General features: G+C 68.1%; 15 protein-coding genes. 10 read left to right on the forward strand and 5 right to left on the reverse strand.

Translation table 11 applies throughout. From position 1 onward, the window contains the following. Positions 1 to 34: 34 nt before the first annotated feature. Positions 35 to 310 carry a hypothetical protein gene (locus LXB15_RS14615; protein WP_233949137.1) on the reverse strand — a complete coding sequence of 92 codons (276 nt, stop codon included), beginning with the start codon at positions 308 to 310 and terminating at the stop codon, positions 35 to 37. After that, positions 261 to 998, reverse strand: a complete 738-nt coding sequence (locus tag LXB15_RS14620; RefSeq protein ID WP_233949138.1) for an SDR family oxidoreductase — start codon at positions 996 to 998, stop codon at positions 261 to 263. Before LXB15_RS14620 ends, LXB15_RS14615 begins: the two co-directional genes overlap by 50 nt. Positions 999 to 1,095: 97 nt before the next feature. Here LXB15_RS14620 and LXB15_RS14625 point away from each other — a divergent pair, with 97 nt between their 5' ends. Beyond that, on the forward strand, positions 1,096 to 1,986 hold the full coding sequence (locus tag LXB15_RS14625) for an AraC family transcriptional regulator (RefSeq protein ID WP_233949139.1): 891 nt from the start codon (positions 1,096 to 1,098) through the stop codon (positions 1,984 to 1,986). A gap of 105 nt (positions 1,987 to 2,091) precedes the next feature. Next, positions 2,092 to 2,520: an OsmC family protein gene (locus LXB15_RS14630; RefSeq protein ID WP_233949140.1), complete on the forward strand. Its 429-nt coding sequence runs from the start codon at positions 2,092 to 2,094 to the stop codon at positions 2,518 to 2,520. Positions 2,521 to 2,738: 218 nt separating this feature from the next. On the opposite strand, the gene LXB15_RS14635 is transcribed toward LXB15_RS14630, so the two are convergent. Both LXB15_RS14635 and LXB15_RS14640 read right to left on the reverse strand, forming a co-directional pair. Continuing rightward, complete coding sequence (locus LXB15_RS14635; RefSeq protein WP_233949141.1) at positions 2,739 to 2,933, reverse strand: DUF2283 domain-containing protein; 195 nt, start codon at positions 2,931 to 2,933, stop codon at positions 2,739 to 2,741. Next, complete coding sequence (locus LXB15_RS14640; RefSeq protein ID WP_233949142.1) at positions 2,930 to 3,187, reverse strand: DUF4258 domain-containing protein; 258 nt, start codon at positions 3,185 to 3,187, stop codon at positions 2,930 to 2,932. Before LXB15_RS14640 ends, LXB15_RS14635 begins: the two co-directional genes overlap by 4 nt. Before the next feature lie 62 nt (positions 3,188 to 3,249). On the opposite strand from LXB15_RS14640, the gene LXB15_RS14645 reads away from it, so the two are divergent. The 6 genes from LXB15_RS14645 to LXB15_RS14670 all read left to right on the forward strand — a co-directional run bounded on the left by LXB15_RS14645 (position 3,250) and on the right by LXB15_RS14670 (position 10,774). Next, positions 3,250 to 4,218, forward strand: a complete 969-nt coding sequence (locus tag LXB15_RS14645; protein WP_233949143.1) for an NADPH:quinone oxidoreductase family protein — start codon at positions 3,250 to 3,252, stop codon at positions 4,216 to 4,218. 94 nt (positions 4,219 to 4,312) lie between these two features. After that, positions 4,313 to 5,359 (forward strand): zinc-binding dehydrogenase, encoded by a 1,047-nt coding sequence (locus LXB15_RS14650; RefSeq protein WP_233949144.1) that lies wholly within the window; start codon positions 4,313 to 4,315, stop codon positions 5,357 to 5,359. Between the two features lie 134 nt (positions 5,360 to 5,493). Further along, complete coding sequence (locus tag LXB15_RS14655) at positions 5,494 to 7,269, forward strand: N-acetylglutaminylglutamine amidotransferase (RefSeq protein WP_233949145.1); 1,776 nt, start codon at positions 5,494 to 5,496, stop codon at positions 7,267 to 7,269. A gap of 6 nt (positions 7,270 to 7,275) precedes the next feature. Beyond that, positions 7,276 to 9,078, forward strand: coding sequence for an N-acetylglutaminylglutamine synthetase (gene ngg, locus LXB15_RS14660; protein ID WP_233949146.1), 1,803 nt, complete (start codon positions 7,276 to 7,278; stop codon positions 9,076 to 9,078). Next, positions 9,078 to 10,232: an osmoprotectant NAGGN system M42 family peptidase gene (locus tag LXB15_RS14665; RefSeq protein WP_233949147.1), complete on the forward strand. Its 1,155-nt coding sequence runs from the start codon at positions 9,078 to 9,080 to the stop codon at positions 10,230 to 10,232. Before ngg ends, LXB15_RS14665 begins: the two co-directional genes overlap by 1 nt. 113 nt (positions 10,233 to 10,345) lie before the next feature. After that, positions 10,346 to 10,774: a hypothetical protein gene (locus tag LXB15_RS14670; protein ID WP_233949148.1), complete on the forward strand. Its 429-nt coding sequence runs from the start codon at positions 10,346 to 10,348 to the stop codon at positions 10,772 to 10,774. Here the strand turns inward: LXB15_RS14670 and fdhD are convergent. After that, on the reverse strand, positions 10,771 to 11,601 hold the full coding sequence (fdhD, locus tag LXB15_RS14675) for a formate dehydrogenase accessory sulfurtransferase FdhD (protein WP_233949149.1): 831 nt from the start codon (positions 11,599 to 11,601) through the stop codon (positions 10,771 to 10,773). The two genes, LXB15_RS14670 and fdhD, sit on opposite strands and share 4 nt — an antisense overlap. A gap of 226 nt (positions 11,602 to 11,827) precedes the next feature. On the opposite strand from fdhD, the gene ribB reads away from it, so the two are divergent. Next, positions 11,828 to 12,952 carry a 3,4-dihydroxy-2-butanone-4-phosphate synthase gene (ribB, locus tag LXB15_RS14680; RefSeq protein WP_233949150.1) on the forward strand — a complete coding sequence of 375 codons (1,125 nt, stop codon included), beginning with the start codon at positions 11,828 to 11,830 and terminating at the stop codon, positions 12,950 to 12,952. A gap of 378 nt (positions 12,953 to 13,330) precedes the next feature. Beyond that, positions 13,331 to 13,639, forward strand: a complete 309-nt coding sequence (locus tag LXB15_RS14685) for a hypothetical protein (protein WP_233949151.1) — start codon at positions 13,331 to 13,333, stop codon at positions 13,637 to 13,639. Positions 13,640 to 13,660: the final 21 nt, after the last annotated feature.

Below are 13,660 nucleotides of genomic sequence, written 5' to 3' on the forward strand. Positions count from 1 at the left end.
GCCGAGACGCAACCACCCCGGCGCGGCCTGGCGTTCAGTCCTGCGCGGTTGGCCGAACGACGATACTGCCGATTTCGACGTCATCCGGCTGCTCAATCGCGAAGCCGATGGCGCGGGCGATCGAATCCGGCGCAATCGCGATCGCATGCCGGCGTTCTTGAATGGCTGCCTTCAAGCCCGGATCGGTGATGGCGGCATCGGCGAAAACGGCGCCGTCCAGAGCGGCGCCGCGACGCGAGCACGCCGGCGCGGCCTGGCGCTCAGTCCTGCGCGGTTGGCCGGACGACGATACTGCCGATTTCGACGTCATCGGGCTGCTCTATCGCGAAGCCGATGGCGCGGGCGATCGAATCCGGCGCGATCGCGATCGCATGCCGGCGTTCTTGGATGGCTGCCTTCAAGTCCGGATCGGTGATGGAAGCATCGGCGAAACCCGTGTCGATGAACCCGGGCGACACCTCCGTTACCCGGAGATTGGCGCCCGACTCCTGGCGAAGGGCTTCGGTGGCGGTTCGCAGGGCATTCTTGGTCGCGGCGTAGACACCCATGGTCGGAACGATCTTGATGCCCGCTGTCGAGATGACGTTCACGACATGGCCGGTTTGCTGGGCCGCAAAGACGGGCAGCGCTGCCGCAAGACCGTAGAGCGCGCCCTTCAGGTTCACGTCGATCATGGCGTCCCACTCCTCGACGCGAAGAGCATCGAAGCGGGAGATCGGACCGATCCCGGCATTGTTGACGATCACATCCAGACGGCCGTAGCGCGCGCAAGCCAGGTCCACGAGCGCTTGCAGGTCCGCCCGTCTAGTGACGTCCGTTGCCCTGAAAACGGCCTCACCCCCTGCTTCATCGATCGTCTCGGCCACGGCAGCGATTTCCGCCTCGCTTCGCGCCCCTAGCACCAGGCGCGCCCCACGCGCAGCCAGATGGAGGGCGGTCGCCCGACCGATCCCGCGCCCTGCACCGGTTATGGCGACAACCTTGTTTTCGATGGTCATGCGGCTCCCTCCTGTCGATCCGGAGAGAAAGCTATGGGAGCAGACCCGGATGATCTATGCTTCACAAACCGTATTTATGTAGAGATACGCCAGAACCATGCCTGACCCGTTTTCCGAGGTCCTTTCGCAGCTCGGGTCGCGAAGCGTCCGTGGCACGCGTCTCGAAGCGTCCGGCGAGTGGGCGCTCTCCTTCGACGGGCGGGGGCGACTGAAGTTCGTCGCGCTCATGCGCGGTCGGTGCTGGCTCATTCTTCCGGATTGCGCGCCGACGGCGATGCAGGAGGGCGACGTCTTCCTCCTGAGCAATACCCGCTACACGGTTGCCAGCGATCCGGACGTCGATCCGATCGACGGCATGGCGCTTTACAGTCTTCCGGGCCAGGACATCGTCCGCCTCGGCGAGGGATGCGAGACGGTCATGGTGGGTGGCGGCAGTGCGTTCGCCGAGGGGTGCGCCGCGTTCGTCCTCAATGCGCTGCCGTCGTTCATCCGCATCGATCGGGCATCGCCGAGCGCCGAGGGCATCGCTCGAACGCTCGCCGCCCTGCTCGCAGAAGTCCGCCACGGCGGCGTCGGCAGCACCGTGATCGCCGAACGGCTCGCGGACATCCTCGTCGTCGAGGCGGTGCGGGCCCATGTCGCGGTCGGACCGACTGACGATGCGAGCTGGATCACGGCTCTGGCGGACCCCAGGATCGGCAAGGCCATCACCATGATGCACGGCGATGTCTCTCGCCGGTGGACGGTGCCGCTCCTGGCGCAGGAGGTCGGCATGTCCCGCTCCGCATTCATGCAGCGTTTCTCGGAGCGGGTCGGCCGCCCGCCGATGGACTATCTGATGCGGTGGCGGATGACGGTGGCGCAGCAGAAGCTCGCGGCCGGCGAGGCCGTGGCCTGCGTTGCCGCGGACGTCGGCTATGGTTCCCAGAGCGCCTTCGCTCACGCCTTTAAGCGCGTCATGGGTCGGACGCCCCGTTTCGCCAGATGATCGCCCGGCCCCGGCCGGGGCTGCGGCCGTGCCAGCAGGCAGCTATTTCCCCTCTTCCCGTCCCCGGCTAGTCTGCCCGTTCGACCGGCGAAAGGACGCGAGACGATGGTTTCCATGACTGTCGAACTGCGCAGCGTGGACACGACCGAAGCAGCCTTGGGGTGGGCTGGCGGCCACACGATCGTCGTCGATCGGCCCGAGGGCAAGGCCGGCGGCCGGGGCCTCGGATTCAACGGCGCGCAACTTCTCGGCTTCGCCATCGGCGGGTGCTTCTGCAACGATCTGCGATACGTGGCCCATGACGCCGGGCTGAAGCTGGGATCGATCGCCATCACCGTCACCGTCGAACTGGACGGCGATCCGTTGCTGATGACGGGCGCGACGATGACCGTCGCATGCGACATGCTCGACGGCTCGGATGCTCAGGAGCTGATCGCCAAGACCACCAAGACCACGATGGTGACGAACTCGATCCGCAACGGCGTTCCGGTGACCATCCTGAATGCCGGACTCGACGGCGCCGGCTCCACCTGACAGACCTGCCACTGCTGATTCAGGAAGAACGCAGACCATGGGCGGCGCCGACGGGTTCCGCCCGCCACGCCAGCCCTTCCGCTCTCCGCCGCTACGGAAGCTCCTGTACCGTCGCACTTGCCGCACGGTGCCTTCGCCCTCCGATGCGGGTCAGAAAGTGAGGCAAGGGGTGGCAGCCGGCAGGCTCTGATCGTGCCCTGGATCGCCGAGCGGCTATCCTAGGCGGCTTCGGCGAGCATGGTCGGCGACAGATGCCGGCTGGCCTCCATCACCTCCATCCCGACGATGCGCCCGTCGGCGTCATAGTCGAGGACGATCCCGTCGGAGACCTCTTCGCTTTCGAGGACGGCCTCCGGCGAGAAGCGGATATAGGCCGCGTCGGATTCGCGATCGTAACGAACAGTCGGGGTCATGGTCGGCGAGCCCTTTGATCGAAGAATGCCGTGATGATGCGGATTTCGTCGGGCTTTTCCATCACCGCACCCCGAAGGACGCGGCTGCCCTGGTTGGGGATCGCCCGATATCGGCGCTCGACACCGGGTCGCTCCGGATCGGCAATGACCCAGTCCGGATCGCGGGCCGTGCGCACGATCCAGGCGATGTCCAATTCGCGCTCGCCGATGGCATCGTTCGCATGAGCGGAGTATGCCAAGCGCTTCTCTGCCATCGCATCGGCTCCGAACGCCCTATTCCATCCGACGACGATACACCGACAACGAAAGCCGCATCATGAAAGCCATCGTCTGCGAGGCCTACGGGCCGATCGAGACCCTCGCCTATCGCGACATGCCGGACCCGGTCGCCGGGCCGGGAGAGGTGGTGGTCGAGGCCGAGGCGATCGGGGTCAACTATCCGGACGGGCTGCTGGTGCAGGGGCTCTACCAGGCGCGGCCGGAACTGCCCTTCGTGCCGGGCATGGAGGTCGCGGGACGGGTGACGCAGATCGGGGCCGACGTGACGCGGCTGGCGGTCGGCGACCGGGTGGTCGCGGCGCTGCAGTTCGGCGCCTATGCCGAGAAGGTGGCGGTTGCCGAAGCGGCGGCGACGAAGCTGCCCGAGGGTTTCGATGCCGGCATCGCCTGCGCCTTGGTCTGCGCCTATGGCACCGCCTATCACGCGCTGAAGCAGCGGGCGGCGCTGCAGCCGGACGAGACCCTGCTGGTGCTGGGCGCGGCGGGCGCCACCGGCCTTGCGGCGGTGCAGATCGGGCAGGCGATGGGCGCCCGGGTGATCGCGGTCGCCTCGTCGGAGGACAAGCGCTCGCTGGCGGTCGGCGAAGGCGCCGACGTCGCCATCGGCTACGACGATCTGCGCGAGGACCTGAAGCGGCTGACCGACGGCAAGGGCGCCGACGTCGCGTTCGACCCGGTCGGCGGCGAGGCTTTCGACGCCGTGGCGCGGTCGATGGCGTGGAACGGCCGCCTGCTGGTCGTGGGCTTTGCCTCCGGCACGATCCCGCAGCTGCCGGTGAACCTCGCTTTGGTGAAGGGCTTCAGCGCCGTCGGCGTGTTCTGGGGCGCCTTCATCCAGAAGCAGCCGGAGCAGGCCGCGGCCAACATGGCCGAGCTGATCGCCTGGACCGCCGAGGAACGGCTGCAGCCGGTGATCACGGAGCGCGGCCGGTTGGCCGACGCGGCCGAGATCCTGGCGCGCATCCACGCCCGCCAGACGGCGGGCAAGCTGATCCTCGTGCCGTAGCCGGGGGATCGGCCGGGCGCGGAGCGCCGGCGCATTCGAACCTCGGCCGCTCGAACGCGTTGCGGAACAGACCTCATTCATCCGGAGACACGCCATGGCCCCCCTGCCCGACACGATGCACGCGCTCGTCCTCAAGCATGACGGCTATTCGGGCACGTCCGACGGCCCGACGATCACTGACCTCAAGGACTGGGTGTCGCTCGAGACGGTGCCGGTGCCGCAACCCGGCCCGCGGCAGGTCCTGATCCGGATCGGCCTTGCCAACGTCAACCCGTCGGACCTGCACTACATCAAGGGCGAATACGGCCAGCCGCGCCGCCAGGGGACGCCCGCGGGCTTCGAGGGCATGGGCGAGGTGGTCGCCGCCGGCGATGACGAGGCGTCGCAGAAGCTGATCGGCCAGCGCGTCGCGGTCGCCGCCGGGCGCACCGGCACCGGCGTCTGGGCCGAGTACGCGCTCGCCGATGCCAACGCCGTGGTGCCGCTGGCGCCCGGCCTGCGCGACGAGGATGCCGCCGCGCTGATCGTCAACCCGATGACCGCCTGGGCGATGGTCGACCTCGTCAAGCAATACGGGTCGTCAGCCTTCGTCATGACCGCCGGCGCCAGCCAGCTCGGCAAGCTGATGGCCTCGCTGGCTCGGGATCGCGACATGCACGCCATCGCCGTCGTGCGACGCGAGGAGCATCGCGCGATGCTCGAGGAACTCGGTGCCGGGACGGTGCTGAATTCCGCCCGCGAGGATTTCGACGAACTGCTGGTCCAGGCGATGAAGGAGACGAAGCCGCGCGTATTGCTCGACGCCGTCGCCGACCAGAATGCAGCCACGATCTTCACCGCCATGCCGGCCGGCGCGCGCTGGGTGATCTACGGCAAGCTGTCGCCGGAGGCGCCGAAGCTGCCGGGGCTCGGCCAGATGGTGTTCATGAAGAAGGTGATCGAAGGCTTCTGGCTGGCCGAATGGATGGCCCGCGCAACGCCCGATCAGCGGGTCGAAGGCTTCACCGAAGTCCAGAAGCGCTTTCTCTCCGGCGCCTGGCGCACCGATGTCGCCGAGACCCTCCCCCTCGCCGAGGCCCCGGATCGGATGGCGGCGGCGCTCGAGGGCATGAACCGCGGCAAGGTGTTTCTGCGTCCCTGACAGCCGCCCGAGCGGCTCGCTGCGACGCCTCATTCTCCCGCAGCGCGGCAAAAACGACCGCTTCCCGGTTCATATGAGGCATCGCGCTTCTATATGGGCCGGGGATAGAGCGTAGCGAGCAGACAGGAGACGACATGTGCGGCATTTGCGGTGAGGTCCGGTTCGACGGAAAATCAGCGTCGCCGGAACGGATCTCGCAGATGGCCGCCTGTCTGGAACGGCGCGGACCGGACGGGGCCGGCCAGGTCGTGCGCGGCCGGGTGGGCCTCGGCCATCGCCGGCTGAAGATCATCGACCTGACCGACAAGGCCGAGCAGCCGATGGTCGATCCCGACCTCGGCCTGACCATCGCCTTCAACGGCTGCATCTACAACTATCCGGAGCTGCGCCAGGAGCTCTCCGGCCTCGGCTACCGGTTCTTCTCGCACGGCGACACCGAGGTGATCCTCAAGGCCTATCACGCCTGGGGCCGCGACTGCGTCAAGCGCTTCCACGGCATGTTCGCCTTCGCGATCCACGAGCGCGACAGTGGCCGGGTGATGCTGGCGCGCGACCGCTTCGGCATCAAGCCGCTGTATCTGTCGCAGGACGAGAAGCGGCTGTATATCGGGTCGTCGCTGCAGGCCATCCTGCGGACTGGCGACGTCGACACCTCGATCGATCGCAAGGCGCTGCACCACTACATGACGTTCCACGCCGTGGTCCCGCCGCCGCTGACCATCATCAAGGGTGTGCGCAAGCTGCCGCCGGCGACGACGCGGATGATCGAGGCGGACGGCAGCTTCACCGACGAGGTATTCTGGGAAGCGACGTTCGGTGCTCGCCCAGGTGACGAGAAGCTCTCCTCCAACGACTGGCGCGACCTCGTGCTGGAATCGCTGAAAACCGCCGTGGGTCGGCGCATGGTCGCCGACGTGCCGGTCGGCGTGCTGCTGTCCGGCGGCGTCGATTCCTCGCTGATCGTCGGGCTGCTGGCGGAGGCCGGGCAGGCCGACCTCAACACGTTCTCGATCGGCTTCGAGGACGCCAATGGCGAGGTCGGCAACGAGTTCGAGTTCTCCGACCTGATCGCGCGCCACTACGGCACTGAGCACCACCGCATCTTCATCCCCGGTTCGGAGCTGATGGAGCACCTGCCCGGCACGATCCAGGCGATGTCGGAGCCGATGGTCTCCTACGACAATGTCGGCTTCTACCTGCTGTCGCGCGAGGTCTCCAAGCACATCAAGGTGGTGCAGTCGGGCCAGGGCGCCGACGAGGTGTTCGGCGGCTATCACTGGTATCCGCCGATGGTCGGGTCGAACGACCCGCTGGCGGCCTATTCCGGCGCGTTCTTCGATCGCTCCGACGCGACGCTTCGCCGGCAGATCTCGCCGGAGTGGCATGCCGACGGCGACGTCAGCCGCGATTTCGTCGCACGCCATTTCGCGCAGGCCGGCGCCGAGAACCCGGTGGACAAGGCGCTGCGGATCGACGCGCACGTGATGCTGGTCGACGACCCGGTCAAGCGGGTCGACAACATGACCATGGCCTGGGGCCTCGAGGCCCGGGTGCCCTTCCTCGACCACGAGCTGGTCGAGCTGGCGGCGCGCGTGCCGGCGTCGGAAAAGCTCAAGCAGGACGGCAAGGGCGTCCTCAAGGAAGCGGCGCGGCTGGTCGTTCCCCACGAGGTCATCGACCGCAAGAAGGGCTACTTCCCGGTGCCGCAGCTGAAATACATCTCGGGCCCGTATCTCGACATGGTCCGCGACACGCTGGGCTCGGAGGCGGCGCGCTCGCGCGGCCTGTTCCGGCAGGATTATCTCGACACGCTGTTCGCCGCGCCCTCCGACCACATCACGCCGCTGCGCGGCTCCGAGCTCTGGCAGGTGTCGCTGCTGGAGATGTGGCTCCAGCAGCAGGGGCTGTAACGCGCCATGGCGGACAACCGGCCGAAGAACCCGTCGCAGCACCGCCTCGTGCGGATGCGGACGCAGGCGCTGAAGGCGCCGATCAACCAGCAGCGTGCCGACGCCGGCGGGCCGGAGCAGAACGCCCTGCTCGACTGCGGCTGGGGCCGGCTGGTCTTTGCCCAGACCTTCGACGACCCGAAGGAGCTCGTCAGCAGCCTGCGGGAGGAAGGCAACGACCGCCGGGACATCGCCTTCTACGTCCGCGACCCGCACGTGCTTCTCGGCCATGCCCCGCAGGAGCTGTTCCTCGACCCCTCGCATACCTACCGGCTGGACCTGTCGACCTACCGCGCCGGCGCGCGGCGGCCGCGCGGCTACTTCATCCGTCGGCTCTCCTCCGAGCTCGACGCGACCGAGGTCAACCGCATCTATCAGAGCCGGCACATGGTGCAGGTGCACCCGGCCTTCTTCTGGACGAATCGCGACAACCGGGCCCTGACCTATTTCGTGGCCGAAAACGAGACCACCGGCGCGATCATCGGCACGGTGACCGGCGTGCATAATCGCCGCGCCTTCTCCGATCCCGAAAACGGCTCGTCGCTCTGGTGCCTCGCGGTCGATCCGCAGGCGACGCATCCCGGCATTGGCGAAAGCCTGGTGCGCCGGCTCGCCGAACATTTCCAGGCGCGCAGCTGCGCGTTCATGGACCTGTCGGTCATGCACGACAACGTGACGGCGATTGCCCTCTACGAGAAGCTCGGCTTCTACCGGGTCCCGTATTTCGCCGTGAAGCGGAAGAACGAGATCAACGAGAAGCTCTTCACCGGCTCCGGCGCCGACTATGACGGGCTCAACCCCTACGCCCGGATCATCGTCGACGAGGCGCGGCGGCGGGGCATCCACGCCGAGGTGACGGACGCGGCGGGCGGCTTCTTCCGCCTCACCCAGGGCGGCCGGTCGATCCATTGCCGCGAGAGTCTCACCGACCTCACCTCGGGCGTCGCCATGTCGATCTGCGACGACAAGGCGGTGACGCGGCGTATCGTCGAGGCGGCGGGGGTCGTCGTGCCCGAGCAGATCGTTGCGGACGTCGACGAGGCGACGATCGAGGCCTTCATCGAGAAGCACGGCCAGATCGTCGTGAAGCCGGCGCGCGGCGAACAGGGTCGCGGCATCGCCGTCGGCATCGACAATATCGCCGACGCCAACGCCGCCATCGCGGCGGCGCGGCAGCAATCCGACCGGGTGCTGCTGGAGGCCTGCTTCCAGGGCAGCGACCTGCGCCTGATCGTCATCGACTACCGGCTGGTCGCCGCCGCCCTGCGGCAGCCCCCGGCGGTCACCGGCGACGGCCATTCCACCGTACGCGAGCTGATCGAGCACCTGTCGCGCCGGCGCGCCGCGGCGACGGCCGGCGAAAGCCGGGTTCCGCTCGACGCCGAGACCGAGCGATGCGTGAAGAGCGCGGGCTTCGGCCTCGACGACGTCCTGCCGGAGGGCGAGCGGCTGATGGTCCGCAAGACCGCGAACCTGCATACCGGCGGCACCATCCACGACGTCACCGGCAACGTGCACCCGACCCTGGTCGAGGCGGCGGTGGCCGCCGCCCGGGCGATCGAGATCCCGGTCACCGGCATCGACTTCATGGTCAAGGCGCCGCATCTGCCCGATTATGTCTTCATCGAAGCCAACGAGCGGCCCGGCCTTGCCAACCACGAGCCGCAGCCCACCGCCGAGCGGTTCATCGACCTCTTGTTTCCCTTGTCGATTCCGTTTTCAGTGCGCGCCGCCAGGAATCAACGGCGGACGCCGAGGAAGGACGCGTAGTGCCAAGGCTCGCCATCGATGCCCAGTATCTGACGGACCAGCTCAAGGCGCTTCTGAAAATCCCCAGTCCGACGGGCTACACCGATACGGTGGTCCGCCATGTCGCCAAGGAACTCGAGCGGCTGGGCCTCACCGTCGAGCTGACCCGTCGCGGGGCGATCTCGGCGCTGCGCCAGGGCTCGCGCCGCGCCTCGGCGCGCGCCATCGTCAGCCATCTCGACACGCTCGGCGCGCAGGTGAAGCGGCTGAAGGACAACGGCCGGCTGGAGCTCGTGCCGATCGGCAACTGGTCCGCGCGCTTCGCCGAAGGCGCACGGGTCACCGTGTTCTCCGAAGCCGGCACCTATCGCGGCACGATCCTGCCGCTCAAGGCCTCGGGCCACACCTACAACGACGAGATCGACAGCCTGCCGGTCGGCTGGGACTATATCGAGCTTCGGGTCGATGCGCTGTCGCGCGACCGGCCGGAACTCGACCGGCTGGGCATCGAGATCGGCGACACGGTGGCGGTCGATCCGCAGCCGGAGTTCATGGACAACGGCTTCATCGTCTCCCGCCATCTCGACAACAAGGCCGGGGTCGCGGTCATGCTGGCGGCGATCGAGGCGATGGAGCGGACGGCGGCGGCAACGCCCGTCGACATCCACTGGCTGTTCACCATCGCCGAGGAGGTCGGTGTCGGCGCCGCCTCGATCCTGACCCCGGACGTCGCCTCGATGATCGCCGTCGACAACGGCACCTCGGCACCCGGGCAGAACTCCTCGGAGTTCGGCGTCACCATCGCCATGGCCGACCAGTCCGGGCCGTTCGACTACCATCTGACCAAGAAGCTGGTGCGGCTCTGCCAGGACGAGGACATCCGCTACCAGAAGGACATCTTCCGCTACTACCGCTCCGACTCCGCCTCGGCGATCGAGGCCGGCCACGACGTGCGCACGGCGCTGATCACCTTCGGCGTCGACGCTTCGCACGGCTACGAGCGCATCCACACTCATGCGCTGCGCTCGCTGGCGGAACTGATCACCGCCTATGCCACCTCGCCGGTCGAGATCGAGCGCGACCGCAACATCCATGCCGGCATCAAGGGCTTCACCCGGCAGCCGGCGGTCGAGGCTGCGCAGGCGCGGGCCGAGGATATCGACCCGGCGGAGTGAGCCGGGCCGCGACCGCGTCGCCGGTGCGATGGCGCTTGCCGGCGACTGCGCTATCCTGCTGATCCTGACCCGCGGTTGCCGCAGCGGCTCGCCGGGGCGGCAGGGAGCAGGCCATGACGTCCGACGATCTTCTGGCAACCGCCTCGGCCTGGTGGGCCGAGCTGCTGGCCGCGGCGGTGGCTCATCCCGTGGTCGCGACCATCGGGCTGACCCTGGTACTGCTCTCCCTGCTTCTTTCCCGCAGCCTGCTGATCTGCGCCGCGGCGGCGTTCCTCGCGGTGGCGGCGGTGTTCGGCAGCGAGCCGGTCGCCGATCCCCTGAAGCGGCTGGTCTTTGCCGCCGGCTGCTTTGCGGTGATCCTCGTCGTCTCGCTGACGGCGATGACGCTGCGGCTCCGTCTCCGCGACGCCCGGGCGACGGCACGGCAGGCCAGCGCCGAGGCCGGCGAGTGGCGCCGGCTTTACGAGGAAGAGGCAGCCAGCCAGGATGCCCGCGAGATCCCGTCCGCCCCGCCGGCGACCTCGGCGGTGCCCGACGCCTAGCTGCCCGGCGCCGGCATCGACGGTGCCCCGGCGACCCGCTGCGGATGCGTGAACAACTCGAACTCGGCCTTCCGCACGACGGCCACCAGCGTGATGCCGGCGGCCTCGGCGACCGCGATCGCCAGCGCGGTCGGCGCCGAGACCGCGGCGATCAGCCCGCAGCCCATCACCGCGGCCTTCTGGATCAGCTCGACCGAGACCCGGCTGGTGATGGTAAGAAAGCCGCCCGCGGGGTCGATGCCGGCTTCGGCGAGATGGCCGGCGACCTTGTCCAGCGCGTTGTGCCGGCCGACATCCTCGCGGGCGACGACCAGCCCCTGCCCCGGCAGGTGAAAGGCGGCGGCGTGGACGGCGCGGGTCCGGCGGCTGAGTTCCTGCCTCTCCGCCATCGCGCCGACGGCGGCCGCGATCGCCGCCGGATCGAGCGCGCGGCCCTCCGCGACGACCGTCGGGAGGTCCCGCGCTGCGAGCTCCAGCGATTCCGCGCCGCAGAGGCCGCAGCCGACCGGGCCGGTCATCTGGCGCCGGCGGACCGTGTAGCCCGCGGCACGGGCCTCCGACAGCCACAGGCGGCAGTCGACGCCGAGTTCGCCTGCGACGATGTCGATGCGTTCGATCTCGGCAGCGGTCTCGACGATCCGCTCGTTCAGCGCCAGCCCGATCGCCAGCTCCCGCAGATGCGACGGCGTCGCCATCATCACCGCGTGGGTCGAGCCGCCGACCGAGATGGCGACGGCGGTCTCGGCCGGCACGTCGCGGGTTCCGGCGACGAATGCCCCATCCCGGAAAGCGATGGTCCCGGCGCTGCTTGAGACCGGTAGGGTCATGCGATGCTCCTCTGCCGCGGGGAGCCCGCGCGGTCCACGCCGACAGGTTCGGCTGGCGATCACCCGCGACCCTAGCAAGCCGGGCCCGCGGCTCCTACCCGCCGAACCCGGCTCGCCGCGGCGGTAGGGCCAGCGAACGGCCTGTTCGCCGCTCAGCCGTTGCTCCGGCCCGCGCCGCCCCGTAGATACCGCTCAACTGCGGAACCCGCGAAGACGGACAGGAACGATGACAGATCAGGATACGGCGCTCGACCGGATCGAGGATGCGATCGAGGCGATCGCCCGGGGCGAACTCGTCGTCGTCGTGGACGACACCGACCGGGAGAACGAGGGCGACCTGATCATGGCGGCGTCGAAGGCGACGCCGGAGAAGATGGCGTTCATGATCCGCCACACCAGCGGCATCATCTGCGTGCCGATGACCGCCGACCGCGCCGAGCGCCTCAACCTGCCGCCGATGGTCGCCAACAATCTCGACCCGATGCGCACCGCCTTCACCGTCTCGGTCGACTACAAGCAAGGGATGACCACCGGCATCTCGGCGGAGGAACGCGCCAACACGGCGCGGGCGCTCACCAACGACAACTGCTCCGGCAGCGACTTCCTGCGGCCCGGCCACATCTTCCCGCTGATCGCGCGCGACGGCGGCGTGCTCACCCGCTCCGGCCACACCGAGGCCGGCACCGATCTCGCCAAGCTCGCCGGGCTGGCGCCGGCCGGGGTGCTCGCGGAGGTCGTCAACGACGACGGCACGGTGAAGCGCCTGCCGGAGCTCATTCCGTTCGCCCGCGAGCACGGGCTGAAGATCATCTCCATCGAGGACCTGATCTCCTATCGCGTGCGGCGCGAATCCTTCGTCACCTGCGTCAAGGAAGAGCCCCTTTCCATCGACGGACTCTCCGGCGTGCTGCGCATCTACGAGACGCCCTTCGACGACATGCAGCACGTGGTCGCGGTCTTCGGCGACGTCCGGGCCCGCGAGAAGGTGCCGACCCGGATCCACCGCGAGCAGCCGGTGCTCGACCTGTTCGGCCGAACCAGCGGCACCCGAACCTGGGTCGAGATCGCGGTCGAGAAGCTCAAGCAGCACGGCCATGGCGTGCTGATGCTGCTGCGCACACCGAACGTCGACCAGGTCAACGTGCAGGCCACGCCGGAGCCGGTGGACGGCGAGCAGCACGGCAGCGCGCTGAAGCGCCAGCAGCGCTGGCGCGAGATCGGCATCGGCGCGCAGATACTGCGGGACCTCGACGTCCGCTCGATCTCGGTGCTGGCGACGCACGAGCGGGCCTATGTCGGCCTCACCGGCTTCGGGATCGAGGTCGCCGGCACCATCCTCGTCGAGGACTGACGGCGCGGCGGCCGTTCGGAACCCAGCATCGGGCGTCCCGGTCGCGAAAATCAGCTCGTACGACCCCCTCCCGGCGTCGCCTGGGGCGCGGCGGCTAGCCGCCGTCAGACTGCGCGCGCGGTACTGCGGGGGCATCAAGAGAGCCGCGTCGAGGGTTCGGCGCCCAGCCCTCGCACGCGTCGATCTCGCACACGGTTCCCGTTGCGTCAGAACGAAGCATAAACTGTCGTCTTACATGACATTCCCTGTCTCAACTTGGCACATTTACGATATAGGAACACTTTTCTGCCCTAAGGGCACCATTATGTACTTGATATTCCGAGAGCGTCCTCGCATGCTTCCCCTGCGCAACATCAAACAAACGGAGGCGTTATTTCCATGCGCAGAGTGATCATTACAGTCGCCGCGGTCGCAGCCGCCATCACCCTTTCTGCGGACGCGCAGGCGCGGACGTTCAAGAAGGATGTCGACGAGCGGGGATCAAAGTGCTACCTGGTGGAGTACATCCCCTCGCTCTACCAGTACAATACACGCGGCAAGCTGGTTACGGGCGAAAGCAAGACTTGGGTCGGCGATATCGCGGACGGCGCGATCGTCAGCAAGCGTCGCAATCCTTCGGTGTATATCCAGACCAAGAAGCTGGTCGAAAAGGATCACTACACCCTGGTTCCGCAAGGTTCCTGCTAAGGATCACAGCAAAGGGGGAAC

The sequence above is a fragment of the Aurantimonas sp. HBX-1 genome, from assembly GCF_021391535.1.
Taxonomy (GTDB): Bacteria; Pseudomonadota; Alphaproteobacteria; order Rhizobiales; family Rhizobiaceae; genus Aurantimonas.

Coding starts and splice junctions, on each gene's coding strand:
- LXB15_RS14620 (WP_233949138.1), bottom strand. CDS start 998: ATGACCATCGAAAACAAGGTTGTCGCCATAACCGGTGCAGGGCGCGGG.
- LXB15_RS14670 (WP_233949148.1), top strand. CDS start 10,346: ATGACGTCCGACGATCTTCTGGCAACCGCCTCGGCCTGGTGGGCCGAG.
- LXB15_RS14625 (WP_233949139.1), top strand. CDS start 1,096: ATGCCTGACCCGTTTTCCGAGGTCCTTTCGCAGCTCGGGTCGCGAAGC.
- LXB15_RS14630 (WP_233949140.1), top strand. CDS start 2,092: ATGGTTTCCATGACTGTCGAACTGCGCAGCGTGGACACGACCGAAGCA.
- LXB15_RS14645 (WP_233949143.1), top strand. CDS start 3,250: ATGAAAGCCATCGTCTGCGAGGCCTACGGGCCGATCGAGACCCTCGCC.
- fdhD (WP_233949149.1), bottom strand. CDS start 11,601: ATGACCCTACCGGTCTCAAGCAGCGCCGGGACCATCGCTTTCCGGGAT.
- LXB15_RS14685 (WP_233949151.1), top strand. CDS start 13,331: ATGCGCAGAGTGATCATTACAGTCGCCGCGGTCGCAGCCGCCATCACC.
- LXB15_RS14655 (WP_233949145.1), top strand. CDS start 5,494: ATGTGCGGCATTTGCGGTGAGGTCCGGTTCGACGGAAAATCAGCGTCG.
- LXB15_RS14615 (WP_233949137.1), bottom strand. CDS start 310: ATGACGTCGAAATCGGCAGTATCGTCGTCCGGCCAACCGCGCAGGACT.
- LXB15_RS14635 (WP_233949141.1), bottom strand. CDS start 2,933: ATGACCCCGACTGTTCGTTACGATCGCGAATCCGACGCGGCCTATATC.
- LXB15_RS14650 (WP_233949144.1), top strand. CDS start 4,313: ATGGCCCCCCTGCCCGACACGATGCACGCGCTCGTCCTCAAGCATGAC.
- ribB (WP_233949150.1), top strand. CDS start 11,828: ATGACAGATCAGGATACGGCGCTCGACCGGATCGAGGATGCGATCGAG.
- ngg (WP_233949146.1), top strand. CDS start 7,276: ATGGCGGACAACCGGCCGAAGAACCCGTCGCAGCACCGCCTCGTGCGG.
- LXB15_RS14640 (WP_233949142.1), bottom strand. CDS start 3,187: ATGGCAGAGAAGCGCTTGGCATACTCCGCTCATGCGAACGATGCCATC.